Below are 16,043 nucleotides of genomic sequence, written 5' to 3' on the forward strand. Positions count from 1 at the left end.
TCCGATTTCTGTCGTGGTCCGTCGAGGGCCCGTCGTGGGTCTGCTGTCGTGGGAGCCGGTCAGCCGCACGAGAGGATCTTGTCGGCGAACTCCGTCTTGAGCTGGGCGGTCTTCTTCTGCCGCGCCTTGTCGTAGTCCGAGACGTTCGCCTTGTCGACGACGAACGAACCGGAGTCGACCTCCACCCCGGGATCGCGCACGGTGCACTGCTCGGTCTGCAGCAGCGCCAGGGCCCACGTTCCGATCTCGGCCTGACCGACCGGGTTCTGCACCACGGTGGCCGTGACCGTGCCCTGCTTGATGCCGCTCAGGATCTTGGCGTCGTCGTCGATGGCGATGACCTTCGCCTTCGATCCGGACGTGCTGACGGCGTCCGCGGCGGCGACGGCCGGGTTGTAGGCGGTGGCGACGATGCCCGTGATCCTGTCGCCCTTGGCCGCCATCAGGTCGGACACCGCCTTCTGCGCCGTCTGCAGGTCCGTGTCGATGTCGGTGATGGTCTGCAGCAGCTTCACCTTGCCGCCCGTCTCCTTCACGGCCTGAGCGACGCCCTTGATCCTCAACTGCGTATTGGCGTCGACGTTGTTGCCGGTCAGGTGGACCAGAGTGCCGCGACCGCCCATGGCCTCGATCGCCGCCTTCGAGGCCTTGTAGGCGGCGAGTTCGACATCCGTGGAGAGGCAGAAGTCGGCCTCGTCCTTGTCACCGGCGGGGCAGGAACCCAAGGACGCCACGGGGAAGCCCTGCGATCTGAGGTCCGCGAAGGTCGAGTTGATGTCGGTGGGGGAGACGCCGAACACCCCGAAGGAGTTGTAGCCGCGCGCCGCCAGCGTGGACAGCAGGTTGTTCTGCTTCTGCTGGTCCCACTCCGCCGTCTCGTCGAAGGTGACGGCCCCGAGGCCGTAGGTCTTTCGCGCGCCGGTGACCGCCGCCTTCCAGGGCTGGAAGTACGGGTGGGCGCCGCCGGGCACGAGGGCGACCTTGGTCCGGGAACCGTCCACGAGTTCGGCCCCGCCGCCCGTCCGTGCGTCCGGCGCGGCCCGACCGCCGGACGCGGTGTCCGAGTTCTTGTAGGTACAGGCCGCTGTCCCCGAGGCCAGCACCACGGCCGCGACAACTCCGGGCAGGACGGATCTGGTTGGGAAGCGCATGCCCCACCCCTGAAGAATCAGATAGGAAATCGATGCGGAGATCGTGGGACAGGAAGCCTGACGCGTCAAGACTTGCGGCACGGATCGATGGCGCAAGAGGAGCTTTACGCTGCTAAGTCGTAGTCCTGGCGCGCCGCGGGGCGACCTCGGAGGGTGTGGCACCTGTACTTCCCGGCAGGTCGAGGTGCCCGCAAAATCGTATAGGAAACTGAAGCGGCCTTGCCTCAGAGCGGCGCCCGAGTCATGGCCAAGGAAGTGCCTCGGAGTACCCAAGAACGGTTCAACACTTGATCATGGTTCATCAATGCTCGTCCATGATTCGGCAAGCCGAACGGAGGGGTGTCGAGTCGGACGTACGTTCCCGTCCGTGATCTCTGACCCAGCACCCCACAGAGCCGTCCGCCAGCCGCGGACGGCCTCCGTCACGCCGCTCTCCGGCGCGACATCCCCCGCCCGGCGCTCCCTCCTCCGCGCCGCGCTCACCGGGACCGCGGTCCTCGGCGCCGGACTGGCCGTCGGCGCCGTACCCGCGGCAGCCGCACCCCCCACCGCTCCCGCGCGCAAGCGGCCGACCACCGCCGAAGAGGCCCTGCGCGAACTGGCGGCGGGCAACCGCCGCTGGAGCACCTTCCGCGAGCGGCATCCCGACGAGTCTCCCGCCGTCCGGCAGTCGCTGACGACCGCTCAGCACCCCTTCGCCCTCCTGCTCGGCTGCATCGACTCCCGGGTGCCTCCGGAGCTGGTCTTCGACCAGGGCCTCGGCGACCTGATGACCGTACGCAGCGCGGGCCAGGTCCTCGACGAGGCCGTGCTCGGCAGCCTCGCGTACGGAGTGCTCGAACTGGGGATCCCGCTGCTCATGGTGCTCGGCCACCAGTCGTGCGGGGCCGTGAAGGCCACGGTCCAGGCGGACGAGTCGGGCGAGGAACTGCCCGCCCACATCCAGTACCTGGCCGACCGGATCAGCCCGGCCATCGATCGCACCAAGGAGGGTGACGCGCGCGTCGACGCGACGATCGACGCCAACATACGACTCGTACGGTCACAGCTCGCGGCGGAGCCCGACCTCGCCGCCAAGGTCGACTCGGGCGCGCTGGCCATCGTCGGCGCCCGCTACGAGCTGACCACCCAGCGGGTGCACCGCATCGGCTGAACCTCGTACACCCGTGAGGCGACCGCGGCGGACAGCCGCCGCGGTCGCCTCCTCGGTGAAGGTCAGCGGGCGGTGCCGAGCCAGGGCAACGGGTCCATGTACTGGCCGTCGAGGAGCACCTCGAAGTGCAGGTGGGGTCCCGTGGACAGGCCGGTGGAGCCGACGAGCCCGACCGGTGAGCCGGCGGTCACGGTCTGACCCGCCGTGACCTGGAGGGCCGACAGGTGACTGTAGGTCGTCTGCAGCCGCTTGCCGCCGATCGTGCCGTGGTCGATCACCACCCGGATGCCGTACGCCGTGGTCGTGCCCGCGAACTCGATCCGGCCGTCACGCGCGGCGGCCACCTGCGCTCCCTGAGGCGCGCCGAAGTCCACTCCCGTGTGGAGCTTGGTGACCCCGGTGAGCGGATGGGTACGCGATCCGAAGGACGAGGTGACCGTGAGTGTGCCGACGGGAGGGGTCAGTACGGCGGAGGCGTTCTGGCCGCCGCCGTTCTGGTCGGGGGTGCGACGGACGAGCGCCTCGTACCGCGGAAGCCGTGCCTTGACCCGCTTGAGGAATGTGCGTGCGTCGGCGGGCACGCGGCCCGCCCGCTTTACCGTGTCCGTCCCGACCGTGTACGCGGCGAGCGTGAGGTCGACGAGGTCGCCGCTGACGATTCCCTCGGTCCTGAGGTCGGTCACCTTCTCGGCGAGGGAGCAGTCCTGCCTGCCGAGGGCCATGATGGCGTCCTCCGTGTCGCGCGGCGAGGAACGGCCGTTGGCGTTGTCGTCCCGGCCCCAGGTCCGCCATTGGGCGTCCGTGAAACTCGCGATTCCCTGCTGCGACAGGCTGGCGCTGTCGTTGCTCCACCCGGAGAGCTGATCGATCTGGGCGGCGAGCAGGGAAGGCGTGACGACCGTGCAGGCGTCGGCCGCCTTGCGCAGCCAAGGGACGTACGAGGCATCGACGTTGGCGACGGACGTCTGCGCCGGATCCGGCCCCTCGGACTGGCCGGGGGAGAGTCCGCCGGTCACGGCCAGATATCCCGAGACACCGATCAGCGCTACCAGACTGGGCGCCACGATCAGGGCGAAGGGGCCGGGGCCGCGGCGCCGCGGCCGTTGTTTCTCACTGAACGCCTCTTCGGCAGCAGCTCCTTCGGCAGCCGGTCCTTCGGCCGTGCCCGCCGCCTCGCGGACGGTTGCCGCGCCTTCCCTCTCCTCGGTCACGTGCAGGGCTGGCTGCGCGGAGGTAGTGCGGCTGGGCGTGGTCTCGGCGGAATGTTCAGGCTCACATTCGGACGCTAACGGGCCTTCGGCCGGACGTCACCGGTCATCGAGGCACGGTGGCCTGCCCGAAGGGGCACCTTCGATGTCCGGCGGTATACACGGCAGAGCATGCGACATGCGACAGGGGCCCCGACCACCCCACGAACTCACGCTTGCCGCCGTGGTCCCGGGTCTGGGAGTATCACTGGCCCCGCGCCCGCGGTCGTTCAGGTCGCAGTAACAGGTCGCGGCAGTCAAGGAGGTCCGGTGCACAGACGGTGGCTGTTCATCGCGGCGGCCGGGGCGCTCATCGTCGCCTCCTTGATCGTGGGACTGCTTGTCGACCACCAGGCCGACACCGGGAACACCGAGGCCAAGCCCGCCGGTGGCACCCAGGCGGATGTCCCGCCCGCGACGGTGTCCCCGACCGCGTCCGTCAGTGCGACCGAGACATCGGCGAAGCCGTCGGCCAAGAGCACGCCGCGCAAGGAGTCCCCCCGCGCGACCGCCACGTCGGCGAAGCCCTCGGCCGCGGACACCCCCCGAACCGGTTCCGCCGCCGCCCCGTTGGCGGGACGCATACGGCCCGGTGCCACGTACCGGGGCGTCGCCACGTTCTACGACGCGGACGGTTCGGGCGCCTGCATGTACGACGCGAGCGGTGACGTCATGACCGCGGCGATGAACAGCACCGACTACGAAACCGCCAAGGCGTGCGGGGCGTACGTACTCGTCCGCGCGGCCAACGGGGCGTCGGTCACGGTTCGTATCACCAACGAGTGCCCGGGGGACTGCGCACCCGGTCAGATCGACCTCAGCGCCGAGGCCTTCGCCAAACTCGCCCAGCCCTCGGCCGGCAAGATCCCGATCACCTGGACGCTGTCGAGCCCAAGTGCCGCCGGCACGGTCTCGATCCGGTACAAGACCGGGTCCAGCCGCTACTGGTGCGGCATCCAGGTCATCGGTCACCGCAATCCGGTGGCCCGGCTCGAAGTACGCGCGGGCAGCGGCTGGCGTCAGCTGACGCGCGCCGAGTACAACTACTTCATCTCCGACGACGGCAGCGGATGCGGTGGCGCGATCAGGGTCACGGACATCTTCGGAGAGCAACTCACGCTCAACGGGGTCGCGTTGACGGCGAACGCCGTGCAGTCGACCGGGGCTCAGTTCGCCAAGCGCTGACCAGGGCCGGTCCTTCGGCCACTTCGTTCACGCGGACGATGCCCGGGTCAATGCGGACGACGCACGGGTCATGCGGACGACGCTCGGGCGCCGACCATCCAACAGCCCGCGGTGAAGCGGACTTCCGGGCCCTCGACAAAGGGGTCGAAGGCGGCGCGGACCGTCTCGACGACGTGCGCGCGGGTGTGCTCGTCCGCCTCGCCCAGGATCTGGCCGAGGGGACCGAACCGGGTGAAGTAGCGGATCAACTCGCTCTCGGGGAGCGTGCAGGTCACGTCCTTCGCCTGGATGTCGATGCCGGTCCAGCCGGCTTCCGCCAGGATGCGCCGGACCCTGTCCGCGTCCGCGAAGGCGAACTGCCCCGGCTCGTCGGGCCGGCGGGCGGGCAGATTCGGAAGGAGCGGAGCCGCGGCGCGTTCGGCCGTCGTCATGAACGGATTCTCCGCCGGGCTGCGCCACGCGACGAACCGGAGCACGGCCCCGTCCTTCGCGGCCCGCCGCAGGTTCGCGAAGGCCCGGACGGAGTCGTTGAAGAACATGACGCCGAAGCGCGACATGACCGCGTCGAAGCTTGCGGGCTCGAACGCGTACTCCTGCGCGTCGGCGTGGACGAAGGACGCCGGTGCATCCGTCTGCTCGGCGCGCGCCCGGGCCGCGGTGAGCATCGGCTCGGAAATGTCGACGCCCACGATGTGCCCTGCCGCACCGAGCCGCCGCGCCACGGCCAGCGTGGTGGAGCCGGTGCCGCAGCCGACGTCGAGAACGCGGCCTCCGTCGCCGAGCACCTGGCCTCCGTCACCGGTGGACAGCGCTTCGACGAGGAGGTCCTCGAAGGGCTTGAGTACACCGTCCACCAGAGACTGGGCCTCGACCCAGGCACTGGCGGCGGGCCCGTTCCAGCGTGCCGCCTGCTCGTCATCGGTCCCGCGCTTCGCGTCCATGTTCGTCTCCTCCGCTTGCCTTCAACTGCTTGCCTTCGACGGGCCCGGGTGAAAGCGTGCTACTTCAAGTCGACTTGAGGTCAAGAGAATGACAGACCTGGACATCTCCGAGGTGGCGCACCGCGCCGGGGTTCCCGCTTCGACGCTGCGGTTCTACGAGGAGAAGGGGCTGATCGCCCCGACCGGCAGGCGGGGCCTGCGCCGTCAGTACGACCCCGGCGTGCTGGAGCGCCTGGCGCTGATCGCGTTGGGGCGGACCGCCGGGTTCTCGCTCGACGAGATCGCGCGCATGACCGCGCCGGACGGGCAGCCGAGCATCGACCGGCAGATGCTCACGGACAGGGCGGAGGAGCTGGACAGGACGATCCGCGAACTCGGCGTCCTGCGCGATTCCCTGCGGCACGCCGCCGCCTGCCCCGCGCCGAGCCATATGGAATGCCCCACCTTCCGCCGCATTCTCAAGGCCGCCGTGTCCGGCGTCGTCGGAGTCCCCAGGAAGCGGGCTTCGGGGCCACCGTGACCCCGGTACCCCGTTGAGGCAGCGCGATCACGCCGGGGCGCGGCTTATAGGGTGCGTCCCATGTCGGACGCTTCGCCCCGCCCCGAGCCGTTCGCACCGCACACCGATCCCGCGGTGCTCGAAGACCTCCGTACGCGACTGCGCGCGACGCGCTGGCCGGACGCGCCCGAGGACGCCGGGTGGTCGCTCGGCACCGACATCGCCTACCTCCGTGAGCTGATCGCCTACTGGGCGGACGGGTTCGACTGGCCGGCGCAGGAGGCGGCGCTCGCCCGGCTGCCCCGCTTCCGAGTCCCGCTCGGCGGCCTCGGCATCCACTTCGTACACGCCCGGGCCGTCGCGCCGACCGGGCCGGTCCTGCCGCTCGTCCTCACCCACGGCTGGCCGGACTCGTTCTGGCGCTACTCGAAGGTCGTCCCGCTCCTCACCGATCCCGGCGCGCACGGCGCCGATCCCGCCGACGCGTTCGACGTGGTCGTTCCCGACGTGCCGGGCTTCGGGTACTCCGACCGTCCCACGGGCCAGCCGCTCGACTCCATCGCGGTCGCCGGGCTGTGGGCCGAGCTCATGGGCGTCCTCGGCTACGAGCGGTTCGGTGCGGCGGGCGGGGACATCGGCAGTCATGTGAGCCGCTACCTCGCGCTCGACCACCCCGACCGGGTCGTGGCCGTCCACCGCATGGACGGCGGCCTGCCCGTCCTCACCGGCGACCCGGCCGACCTCGCGCCCGAAGAACGCGCCTGGATCGAGCGTGTCGGGGCCTGGAGCGCGACCGAGGGCGCCTACGCCGCCATGCACCGCACGAAGCCCCAGACCGCCGCCGTCGGGCTCACCGACTCACCGGCCGGCCTCGCCGCATGGATCGTCGAGAAGCTCCGGGCGTGGAGCGACTGTGACGGTGACATCGAGCGGGCGTTCACCAAGGACGAGATCCTCACGAACGTCACGCTCTACTGGCTCACGGGGACGATCGGTTCGTCGATGCGCATGTACAACGCGAACGGCGCGATCCCGCCCGCGCAGCTTGCCCGCCGGGTCGAGGTACCGTCCGGTTTCTCGCTCTTCCGCGGCGACATCGTGCGCCCACCGCGAGCCTGGCTCGAACGCACCACGAACGCCGTACGCGTGACCGAACCCCCGCGCGGCGGGCACTTCGCACCGTTCGAGGAGCCCGAGTCGTACGCGGAAGAGGTGCGCGCGTTCTTCCGCCCGTTCCGGGCAGCGGCGCAGGCGGCGGCAACGGGCTGAGGGCAGGCCGGCCAAAAGGCAGGCCTGCCCACCAGCCCCGCCCAACGGCCTACCGAGCCCCCACCAGCACCTCCGCGGCGGCCACCCCGGAGGCGGCGGTGGCGCCATGGGTGAAGATCTGAACCGCCCCCGGAACAGCGGCACTCGGCAGGCCCATCTCCACGACGATCGCGTCGGGACGTGCCGCGATCAGGTCCGCGAGGGCGCGGGCCATCCACTCGTGCCGGGAGGCGTCCCTGACGACGACCACCAAGGGCCGTCCGGCGGCCGGTTCGAGCGCGCGGGTCTTGAGGGCGCTCATGGCGGCGGTCCGTGAGTCCAGCTCCTGGGGACGCACCCGTACGGTGGTCGTGCCGGGCAGCCGCTCGCTCAGCGGGGCGGCGACACCCCAAGGCGTCTCCTTGCCGATGGCCAGGTTGGTGGTGGCCACGAACTCCACCACATGCGGCGGGGCGGACAGGGGCAGAGCCTCCCTCGCCGCTCCGGCCAGCCGGATGGCGCGGCGGGCCGCCATGAAACCGATGTCGCTGCTGATCGCGTCGACGATGTCGGCCTGGACCAGGCCGGCCGACCAGTCGGCGAACGCCCGTACGCGCCCGGCCGCTTCCTCCAGCCGCTCCCGGGTGAGGTCGCCGGAGGCCACGGCGTCGGCGAGAGCATCGGCGAGGAGGGCGACGGTCGCCTCTTCGGCGTTCTCGCCGCCCACGCAGACCGCGTCGGCACCGGCGGCGACCGCTTTCACGGTGGCGCCCTCGATGCCGTAGAGGTCGGTGACGGCACCCATCTCGATGGCGTCGGTGACTGTCATCCCCTCGAACCCGAGCTCCCCGCGGAGCAGGTCGCCCAGGATGCGCGGGCTGAGGGTGGCGGGCAGGTCGGGATCGTACGCGGGCACCAGGAGGTGGCCGCTCATCACCGCGCGAACTCCCGCGTCCAGGGCGGCCCGGAACGGTGGCAGGGCCTGCGCGGCGATCTCCTCGCGGTCGGCGCCGTACGTGGGCAGGCCGTGGTGGGAGTCGACGGCGACGTCGCCGTGGCCCGGGAAGTGCTTGGCGCAGGCGGCGACACCGGCCGACTGAAGTCCCCGGATCCACGCGGCGGTGTGCCGGGACACCACCTTCGGGTCCACGCCGAAGGACCTGACCCCGATGATCGGGTTGTCCGGGTTGGAGTTGACGTCCGCGCTGGGCGCGTAGTCGAGACTCACGCCGACGGCGCGCAGTTGGCGGCCGAGGCCGGCCGCGACGGACTCGGTGAGCTCGGTGTCGTCGACGGTTCCGAGGGCGAAGTTGCCCGGCCGGGTGGAGCCGGTGGCGGACTCGATGCGGGTGACGTCACCGGCCTCCTCGTCGATGGCGATGATCAACTCGGGGTTCTCCGCACGCAGTTGATCGGTCAGCCGGGCGACCTGGTCCAGCGAGACGATGTTGCGGGAGAAGAGCACGACGGATGCCAGCCCGTCGCCGATCTCGCGCAGAACCCAGTCCGGTGCCTCGGTACCCACGAACCCCGGCTGCAGGACGGAGAGCGCCAGCCGCCGCAACTCCTTGCTGTGCTTGCTGGAGACCATCGAGTGCGTTCGCCTTTCGGGTAGGGCCCGTGCGTCGGTGCCGCCGATGACGACACATCGACACCACGGCACAGCTTGATAGAGAACAGCTTGGTACAGACCAATGAGTCTCCGCTCAGGCTAACCGCTCGTGTCAAGAGGCTGGTTGGGTCGCTGCGCGGGCGTTGTCCTGGGGCTCTTGTGCCAGGTGGTCCGCTGTCCGGGCGCTCTCAACCGGGCCTTGGTGCAGGCGATTTGGGTGCGACACGCAGTCAACGACCATGTTTGACACGACGGTTGGTCTAGTCCAAATTAGTGGCACGCGAGTTCGAGGGGGCTGGCGCGGCACCCGATGCAGTGACCCTGCAGGCCGGCCGTCTCTCTTCATGCCGTGCGACGTGCGCTGCTTCCGGTGTCGTCGTACAGCGCCGGTGCGCGTCCGGAATCGGGCGGGCTGCGCAGCCCGCCGCCCGTCCGGATCCACGCGATTCACGTGCCGCGAGCCACCGGTGACCGCGTTCCCGTCCTCGTCGACACCTCCGTCGGCGGGGAACCCCGAGGTCCGGAGCACTGCACGCCCATGCCTGACGAGTATCTCCATCGAGCCGCGTCTCGCGTCCCCTACTTCAGTTCGGACGGCGAGACCTATCTGGCGCAGACCCCGCTGCGCGACCTGAAGAAGACCGTCCCGCTCAGGGTGCTGTCCGAGGAAGACCTGGCCTTATGGCAGACCTATGGCTACGTCGTGGTCAAGCAGGCCATCCCGGCCCCGGCGGCCCGGAACCTGCTGGACTTCGCCTGGGACTTCCAAGGACTCGACCCCGAACGCCCGGACACCTGGTACGAGGATCGCGAGTACCGCTCGGACCTGGACCGTGACCTGCACATCTACGGGTTCGTCGAGGCCTACCAGCATCAACTCCTGTGGGACAGCCGCCAGGCGCAGCGGGTCTACGACGCCTTCGTCGACGTATGGGACTGCGAAGAGCTGTGGGTGACCCTCGACCGGCTCAACCTGAACCCGCCCAACGTCAAGAACCGCGACCGGGCCCTGATCCCGAGCACGGACGAGGGCTTCGACATCGAGCTGCACTGGGACGTCGACACCACGCTCGGCATACCGCCGCAGCGGGTCCAGGGGATCATCGCGCTCAACGACACCAGTCCCGAACTCGGCGGCTTCCAGTGCTGCCCCGAACTGTTCCGGCAGCTGGACCGGTGGAAGGCACTCCAGCCGGACGACCGAGACCCGATCCGGCCCAGGATCGACAAGGCCGAACTCCCCGTCGTACGACCGGAACTCGAAGCCGGCGACCTGCTGATCTTCAACGGTCTCCTGGCACACGGAGTGGCACCCAACACCTCCACCCGCAACGGCGTGCGGGCGGTGCAGTACCTGTCGATGATGCCTGCGCTGGAGACCCACCGGACCCTCAGGGACTCACGGGTCGAGTCATGGCGCACCCTCAGCACACCGGACTGGAACGCGACCCTGCTCGGAGACGCCGTGCGACACGAGTCCCTGCGGTACGGCAGGGCCGAACTCAGCGACCTGGGCGCCAAGTTGCTGGGTCTCGCCTCCTGGAACGGTCCGGAACTGGACGAGCCGGTCGGAGAAGCGGCATGCGCAGAATATGTCTGACCCTTCCCACCAACAGGCCCTGCTCCGCGACGATCGAGGCCATCGGTGAGGAAGCGGCCTACGCGGCCGAGCACTTCGACACCGAGGTGCACCTGCTGATCCTCGACTCCAGCGACGCGCCCGCCTACGCGGAACACGCCGATACCGTGCGCCGCCTCCCCGTCGGCCCGCGGATCGTCGTGCACCACCTCGACGAGGCGCGGCAGCGGGACTTCCTCCAGCGGGCGATCGGCCGGGCCGCAGCCACGAAGCCGGACCTCCTGCTGGAACTGATGCTCCCTGCGGGTCTCTCCTACGGTGCCTGCACCAACAGGGCGTTCCTCATCGGCGCCGCGCTCGGCTGCGAGTCCGTGCACCGCAGGGACTCCGACAGCCGGTACCAGGTCGTGAACGGCGAGACCGTCTTCCCCATCCACCACGAACTCACCTCGCTCGGCAGACGCGCGGCCGACGCCGCACCCGACGTCACCGAGAACGCCCTGGACGCACAGCACGCGGACAAGCGGGTCGCGATGGTGGGCAGCTCCTTCGTGGGCGAACTGTCCGTGGACATCGGCGAGATCCTCCGGATCGACCCGGACGTCTACTACGACCTGGTCAGCCTCTGGGCACCCGGCCACTGGTCGGCCGAGCAGAAGAGGGAACTCGTCGACGAGTCCTTCCGCGGCGCGGGCACGGACCCGTTCGTCCGGGACCACTCGACGCTCGCCCTGGTCGACCCCATGCGCGTGGACATGTGCAACATCAGCTTCCACGGGGTGCACGAACACGTACCGCTGCCACCGGCCACCGACACCATCGGCAGCGACTACTTCCTGATCCACCTGGTCCACGACGCCGCGCTGCCCGGTGTGCTGCACAACCGGAACATCGTGAACTTCTACACCGGCGAGCGCAGAACGGACGCGGGCTTCACCGCGTACCAGATGCGCTACGTCAAGTTCCTGCTGTCGATGCTCTACTTCAACGTCGTCTACGACGGGATGGCCGAGGCAGGCCCGGAGCTGGCCGACGAGCGGGGACAGGTGCGCGCGTCCGTCGTCGCCCGGCTGGTGAGCGAGAGCACGCGGCTCGACCGTACCGAGAACGTCGAGCGGTTGGATGCCCTCGACATGGCGTACCGGAAACTGGGCGGCGCGTACGCCGAGTTCGCCGACCTTCTGGCCACGCGCCGCGAACGGCTCCTCGACGAGGCGCGCAGCGACATGGAGGACTTCGCCCTCCTGACCGAGGCATGGGGGCCGCTGGTGCACGCGGCCCGGCACACCCCCGTGCACCCGTCACCGGGGCGGCCGGGGTGAGGGCGGCCACGAGGCATGAGTCAGCAGCGCATGAGTCAGCCGGGCGTGTGTCCGCGGCCCTGCTCGCCGCACTGGAGGCCGCCGACGAGGACCGGATCGTCTTCGACCTGACCGGTATCGAGGACCGCTACGAGACGCTTCGGCGCGAACTGCCCGGCGTCCTCGTGCGGTTCGCGATGAAGGCCTGCCCGGTGGACGAGGTGCTCGCGTGCCTGGCGGCGAAGGGCGCCGGAGTGGACGGGGCGAGCCCGCGCGAACTGGAGCAGGCGCTGCGGGCGGGGGTGCCGCTCGACCGCATGCACTACGGCAACACAATCAAGTCCGACCGGGACATCGCCGACGCCCATCGCCTCGGCGTCAGGGACTTCGCGACCGACAGCCTGGAGGACGTGGCGGCCATCGCCGCCCATGCCCCGGGTGCCCGGGTGTTCTGCAGGCTGACGACCAGCGGTGAAGGGGCACTGTGGGGCCTCAGCAACAAGTTCGGCTGCTCGCCCGCCGACGCCGTACAGGTGCTTGAGGCGGCACGGGCTCAGGGCCTGACACCCTCGGGCCTGTCCGTGCACGTCGGGTCCCAGCAGATGACGGCGGACGCCTGGCACAGCGCCGTCGAATCCCTCGCGGACGTCCTGACCGCCCTGGGGCGGCGCGGGATGACCCTGGACCATGTCAACCTCGGCGGCGGTCTTCCGGCACTCGGATACCTCGACAGGTTCGGCATGCCCCTGGATCCGCCGATGGACAAGATCTTCGCCGTGATCCGCGAGGGAATGCGGTACCTGAGGGGCGTTCACGGCGACCATCTCCAATTCGTCATGGAACCGGGGCGCCATCTGGTCGCCGACCAGGGAGCCATCCGGGCCCATGTGGCCCGGCTCGCCGAGCGGCGCGGACCGGACGGCGAGCGGCAGCACTGGCTCTATCTGAGCTGCGGCAAGTTCAACGGGCTCTACGAGATGGACGCGCTGCAGTACCGGCTCGTGTTCCCCACCCACCCCGAAGCCGAGTACGTTCCCGCCGTCGTGGCGGGTCCCACCTGCGACAGCGACGACGCCTACCTCCATGAACACGGCGGTCTGGTCCACGTACCCAAGGACCTGGCGTCGGGGGATCCGGTCTGGGTGATGTCCAGCGGTGCCTACGCGATCAGTTACATGACCCAGGGCTTCAACGGCTTCGATCCGCTCCCCTACACCTGGACAAGGGCGGGCCGGCCGTGACCGACGTCGTACACATACGCCACATCACCGAGGCCGACTGGGACGGCATCGTGGCGATCGAGTCCCGTGCCTACACCGCACTCGGCCTGTCGGAGGGCCGCGCGGCGCTTCGGTCGCGGGCGGAGATCTCGCCGGGTACGTGCTTCGTCCTGGACGTCGGATCCGGGCCGGCCGGCTACCTGCTGGCACTGCCCTATCCGGCCCTCAGGTACCCGGACCTGGCACGGACCGAGGAGGCGGTGGTCCCGCCGCAGCCCGCGCCCGCAACTCGCAATCTCCACCTCCACGACATCGTTGTCGAGGAGGGTCTTCGCGGCAGGGGACTGGGGCAGCGCCTTCTTCACCACTTCACCCTGACGGCCCGGGCGCGCGGGTACGAACGGATCTCGCTGATCGCCGTCGGCCGCAGCGACACGTTCTGGTCGGCCCGCGGCTACACCGCACACCCGGGGATCTCGCCCGGCGGCTACGGCGCGAACGCCGTCTACATGTCCAGGGCGGTGCCGACCGACCTGGGTGCACAGCCTGAGCCGACCGGCGTGGTGCCGCGCGGCCCCTCCGTCCCCACGAAGCGAGCTGATCCGCGTGTCCCGTGTCCATGACCCCTTCCTGCGCAGTCAGTTGGCGATCGCCGCACTGTTCTGCGCCCTCGGCTTCCAGTACGCCACCTGGGCCGCGCGGATCCCGGCCATCAAGGCGGACCTCGGTCTGACCGCGGCCGAGGTGGGCGTGCTGCTGATGGCCGCGGGGATCGGCGCGGTGGCGTCGTTCCCGCTGGTCCCGGTGCTCATGAAGCGGCTGGGTTCGGCGCGGCTCGCGCTCCTGTCGGCCCTCTGCCTGACCCTCCTGCTCCTGGCGCTGGCCGGGGCGCCCAACTATCCGGTCGCCCTGCTGGTCATGGGCGTCGACGGCGTCTTCGTGGGATGCCTGAACGTCGCAATGAACGCGCAGGGTGCGGCCCTTGAGACCCGGCACGAACGCAACACCATGGCCAGACTGCACGCGACATTCAGCGGAGGTTCCCTGCTCGCCGCGCTTCTCGCGTCCGGCATGAACGCGGCGACCTCGTCGGTCGCGGCGCACTTCGGCGTGGCTGCCGTGCTTCTCGTCCTGCTGACCGCCGCCGCGCGCCCCGGTCTCCTCTCCGAGGACGCGCCCGCCGAGGAGAAGGAGCGGAAGACCCGCGGCAGATGGAACCTGCCGTCCCGTATGACGCTGTGGATGTGCTGCGCCATGGCGTTCGGCACCGTGACCGAGGGCGCCATGACCGACTGGTCCGCCCTCTATTTGAAGGACGTGGCCAAGGCGTCGGCGGAGCTGGCGCCCATGGGCATCGCCGTGGTCTCGGGAATGATGGTGGTGGCCCGTCTCTTCGCCGACGGCTGGCGCAGCCGCTGGGGCGACGGACGGGTCGTTCTCCTCGGCAGCGCGCTGGCCGCCGCCGGGCTGGCCTTCGCCCTGGTGAGCGGGGGAGTGGTCCCTGCCCTCATCGGCTTCGCCTGCGTCGGACTGGGATGCGCGGCAGTCACCCCGTGCGTGTACGTGGCCGCCGCCAAACAGGGCTCGGACGCGCTGGCCCTCGTCGCCGCCACCGGCACGACGGGACTGCTGGCGGGTCCGCCGTTCATCGGCTTCGTGGCGAATGCCAGCAGCCTGGTGTGGGGGCTGGGGGTGGTCGCGGCGGCGGCGGTCGTGGTGTCCCTGTGCAGCACGCAGATCCGCTGGACACCGGTCAGCAGCTGATCCGTTACGCCGGTCGTCGATTCCGTCATGGGCGGGTCCCGTGGGCAGTGCTGCCGACGGGACCTGCCCCGGCACGTGCCGGAGACGAGTTGTTCTCCCCTTACGGGGAACCTGGAGACGAATGGAGCACAACGACACGAACTCACACGACCAAGGAGTCCCGCCCGCCGTGACCCTCCCCGAAGAGAAGAGTCGCAAGACCGCGAACAGCGAGCCGGTGCCGGAGCAGCCCGAGGGCGCCGCGAGCGGACTCACTGGTCTGGAGCGAGCGATGGAGCGCTTCGGAGCGTCGCTGCTCGCGCAGTTCCGCCACAAGGAACCGGTCGAACTGCTCGCCGCCCTGCGCAGGGAGTGCGACGACCACGCGGTCGTGTGCAGTGAGAGCCTGGTCGTCGTCCCCAACGCCTACGGTGTCGAACTGCCCGAGTCCGTCCATCAGGAACTGGAACGGAACGGCGGTCGCGTCGACCAGGTGCTCACCGACAGCCTGCTCCGGCATGGCGAGAGCCGGGGCTACGCATGGGCCGGACCGCTCGCCGTGCATGTCACCAAGGCGCCCTCCGTGCCGAACGGCCGGTACCGGGTGACGAGCCGCGTGATGCGCCACGTACGGGCCGAATCGTTCCACCACTGACCCCCGGGGCCGGAAGCGCCCGGCCCGAAGCGCCAGGCCCCGGGCGTCGGGCCCGAGGTGTTCGGCCGGGGTTGCGCCCCCGTTCAGTTCGTGAGCGTGACGCAGGGCAGGCCCACGCTCGCGCCGCCGCGGAAGCCCTCCGCGCAGAGCCGGGTGCCCGCGGGGAAGTGGCGCTGGGGGTATGCCTGGTCCCGGTAGGTCCTGAACGCGGAGACGTCCTCCACCTTGGTGTTGGCGGCCCAGCCGTTGGTCGTCCAGACGCGGGCGCTGATGCGGTGCGGCTGGTTGGTGTTGGTGACCGAGACCTCGACCCTGCCCAGATAGGTGCCCGTGTCGTACGTCTCGATGCAGACGGAGAGGTTGCACCACTTGCCGTCCGCCGCCGCGGGCGGCCCCGCGACGATGACACAGCCGAGTGCCGCGGCAAGGGTTCCGATCCCCGCGGTGATCTTCTTGGTGATGCTGCGCATGTGAAGCGACCTCAAGCAGTTTTCCGGGCCCGACGGGCG

At 70.1% G+C, this 16,043-nt stretch carries 15 protein-coding genes; 10 read left to right on the forward strand and 5 right to left on the reverse strand.

The window, feature by feature from the left end; all coding sequences use genetic code 11:
* Positions 1 to 59 precede the first annotated feature (59 nt).
* Positions 60 to 1,151, reverse strand: coding sequence for a sugar ABC transporter substrate-binding protein (locus AOK17_RS02780; RefSeq protein ID WP_206190660.1), 1,092 nt, complete (start codon positions 1,149 to 1,151; stop codon positions 60 to 62).
* A 367-nt stretch (positions 1,152 to 1,518) separates the two neighbouring features.
* Here AOK17_RS02780 and AOK17_RS02785 point away from each other — a divergent pair, with 367 nt between their 5' ends.
* Positions 1,519 to 2,304, forward strand: a complete 786-nt coding sequence (locus AOK17_RS02785) for a carbonic anhydrase (protein ID WP_055610644.1) — start codon at positions 1,519 to 1,521, stop codon at positions 2,302 to 2,304.
* Between the two features lie 62 nt (positions 2,305 to 2,366).
* Here AOK17_RS02785 and AOK17_RS02790 read toward each other — a convergent pair whose 3' ends face one another.
* A complete protein-coding gene (locus AOK17_RS02790; RefSeq protein ID WP_055610645.1) occupies positions 2,367 to 3,515 on the reverse strand; it encodes a M23 family metallopeptidase in 1,149 nt (382 codons plus the stop codon).
* A 306-nt stretch (positions 3,516 to 3,821) separates the two neighbouring features.
* Between AOK17_RS02790 and AOK17_RS02795 the strand changes: the two genes are divergently transcribed.
* Positions 3,822 to 4,736, forward strand: coding sequence for an expansin EXLX1 family cellulose-binding protein (locus AOK17_RS02795; RefSeq protein ID WP_055610646.1), 915 nt, complete (start codon positions 3,822 to 3,824; stop codon positions 4,734 to 4,736).
* A gap of 68 nt (positions 4,737 to 4,804) precedes the next feature.
* On the opposite strand, the gene AOK17_RS02800 is transcribed toward AOK17_RS02795, so the two are convergent.
* Positions 4,805 to 5,677 carry a class I SAM-dependent methyltransferase gene (locus tag AOK17_RS02800; RefSeq protein WP_055610647.1) on the reverse strand — a complete coding sequence of 291 codons (873 nt, stop codon included), beginning with the start codon at positions 5,675 to 5,677 and terminating at the stop codon, positions 4,805 to 4,807.
* An 88-nt stretch (positions 5,678 to 5,765) separates the two neighbouring features.
* On the opposite strand from AOK17_RS02800, the gene AOK17_RS02805 reads away from it, so the two are divergent.
* Together AOK17_RS02805 and AOK17_RS02810 are read left to right on the forward strand one after the other, a co-directional pair.
* Positions 5,766 to 6,197, forward strand: a complete 432-nt coding sequence (locus AOK17_RS02805) for a helix-turn-helix domain-containing protein (RefSeq protein ID WP_055610648.1) — start codon at positions 5,766 to 5,768, stop codon at positions 6,195 to 6,197.
* Positions 6,198 to 6,257: 60 nt separating this feature from the next.
* On the forward strand, positions 6,258 to 7,445 hold the full coding sequence (locus AOK17_RS02810; RefSeq protein ID WP_055610649.1) for an epoxide hydrolase family protein: 1,188 nt from the start codon (positions 6,258 to 6,260) through the stop codon (positions 7,443 to 7,445).
* A 49-nt stretch (positions 7,446 to 7,494) separates the two neighbouring features.
* Here AOK17_RS02810 and AOK17_RS02815 read toward each other — a convergent pair whose 3' ends face one another.
* Positions 7,495 to 9,015 (reverse strand): glycoside hydrolase family 3 protein, encoded by a 1,521-nt coding sequence (locus tag AOK17_RS02815; RefSeq protein WP_055610650.1) that lies wholly within the window; start codon positions 9,013 to 9,015, stop codon positions 7,495 to 7,497.
* A gap of 559 nt (positions 9,016 to 9,574) precedes the next feature.
* Between AOK17_RS02815 and AOK17_RS02820 the strand changes: the two genes are divergently transcribed.
* From AOK17_RS02820 to AOK17_RS02845, 6 genes are all read left to right on the forward strand, one after another.
* Positions 9,575 to 10,636 carry a phytanoyl-CoA dioxygenase family protein gene (locus tag AOK17_RS02820; protein ID WP_055610670.1) on the forward strand — a complete coding sequence of 354 codons (1,062 nt, stop codon included), beginning with the start codon at positions 9,575 to 9,577 and terminating at the stop codon, positions 10,634 to 10,636.
* Positions 10,618 to 11,937, forward strand: a complete 1,320-nt coding sequence (locus AOK17_RS02825; protein WP_055610651.1) for a DUF6271 family protein — start codon at positions 10,618 to 10,620, stop codon at positions 11,935 to 11,937. Before AOK17_RS02820 ends, AOK17_RS02825 begins: the two co-directional genes overlap by 19 nt.
* Before the next feature lie 47 nt (positions 11,938 to 11,984).
* A complete protein-coding gene (locus tag AOK17_RS02830; protein ID WP_055610652.1) occupies positions 11,985 to 13,157 on the forward strand; it encodes a type III PLP-dependent enzyme in 1,173 nt (390 codons plus the stop codon).
* The gene (locus tag AOK17_RS02835; protein WP_055610653.1) at positions 13,154 to 13,759 is read left to right on the forward strand and encodes a GNAT family N-acetyltransferase; all 606 of its coding nucleotides are present in this window, start codon (positions 13,154 to 13,156) and stop codon (positions 13,757 to 13,759) included. The genes AOK17_RS02830 and AOK17_RS02835 overlap by 4 nt, the downstream gene beginning before the upstream one ends.
* On the forward strand, positions 13,743 to 14,900 hold the full coding sequence (locus AOK17_RS02840; RefSeq protein WP_055610654.1) for an MFS transporter: 1,158 nt from the start codon (positions 13,743 to 13,745) through the stop codon (positions 14,898 to 14,900). Before AOK17_RS02835 ends, AOK17_RS02840 begins: the two co-directional genes overlap by 17 nt.
* 169 nt (positions 14,901 to 15,069) lie before the next feature.
* Entirely contained in the window at positions 15,070 to 15,534 is a 465-nt protein-coding gene (locus AOK17_RS02845) for a DUF3662 domain-containing protein (protein ID WP_388369205.1), read from the forward strand.
* A gap of 83 nt (positions 15,535 to 15,617) precedes the next feature.
* On the opposite strand, the gene AOK17_RS02850 is transcribed toward AOK17_RS02845, so the two are convergent.
* Positions 15,618 to 16,004 (reverse strand): hypothetical protein, encoded by a 387-nt coding sequence (locus tag AOK17_RS02850; protein ID WP_055610655.1) that lies wholly within the window; start codon positions 16,002 to 16,004, stop codon positions 15,618 to 15,620.
* Between the last annotated feature and the right edge of the window lie 39 nt (positions 16,005 to 16,043).

The sequence above is a fragment of the Streptomyces phaeochromogenes genome (assembly GCF_001418655.1).
GTDB lineage: Bacteria > Actinomycetota > Actinomycetes > Streptomycetales > Streptomycetaceae > Streptomyces > Streptomyces phaeochromogenes.

Coding starts and splice junctions, on each gene's coding strand:
- AOK17_RS02805 (WP_055610648.1), top strand. CDS start 5,766: ATGACAGACCTGGACATCTCCGAGGTGGCGCACCGCGCCGGGGTTCCC.
- AOK17_RS02800 (WP_055610647.1), bottom strand. CDS start 5,677: ATGGACGCGAAGCGCGGGACCGATGACGAGCAGGCGGCACGCTGGAAC.
- AOK17_RS02815 (WP_055610650.1), bottom strand. CDS start 9,015: ATGGTCTCCAGCAAGCACAGCAAGGAGTTGCGGCGGCTGGCGCTCTCC.
- AOK17_RS02820 (WP_055610670.1), top strand. CDS start 9,575: ATGCCTGACGAGTATCTCCATCGAGCCGCGTCTCGCGTCCCCTACTTC.
- AOK17_RS02850 (WP_055610655.1), bottom strand. CDS start 16,004: ATGCGCAGCATCACCAAGAAGATCACCGCGGGGATCGGAACCCTTGCC.
- AOK17_RS02825 (WP_055610651.1), top strand. CDS start 10,618: ATGCGCAGAATATGTCTGACCCTTCCCACCAACAGGCCCTGCTCCGCG.
- AOK17_RS02780 (WP_206190660.1), bottom strand. CDS start 1,151: ATGCGCTTCCCAACCAGATCCGTCCTGCCCGGAGTTGTCGCGGCCGTG.
- AOK17_RS02810 (WP_055610649.1), top strand. CDS start 6,258: ATGTCGGACGCTTCGCCCCGCCCCGAGCCGTTCGCACCGCACACCGAT.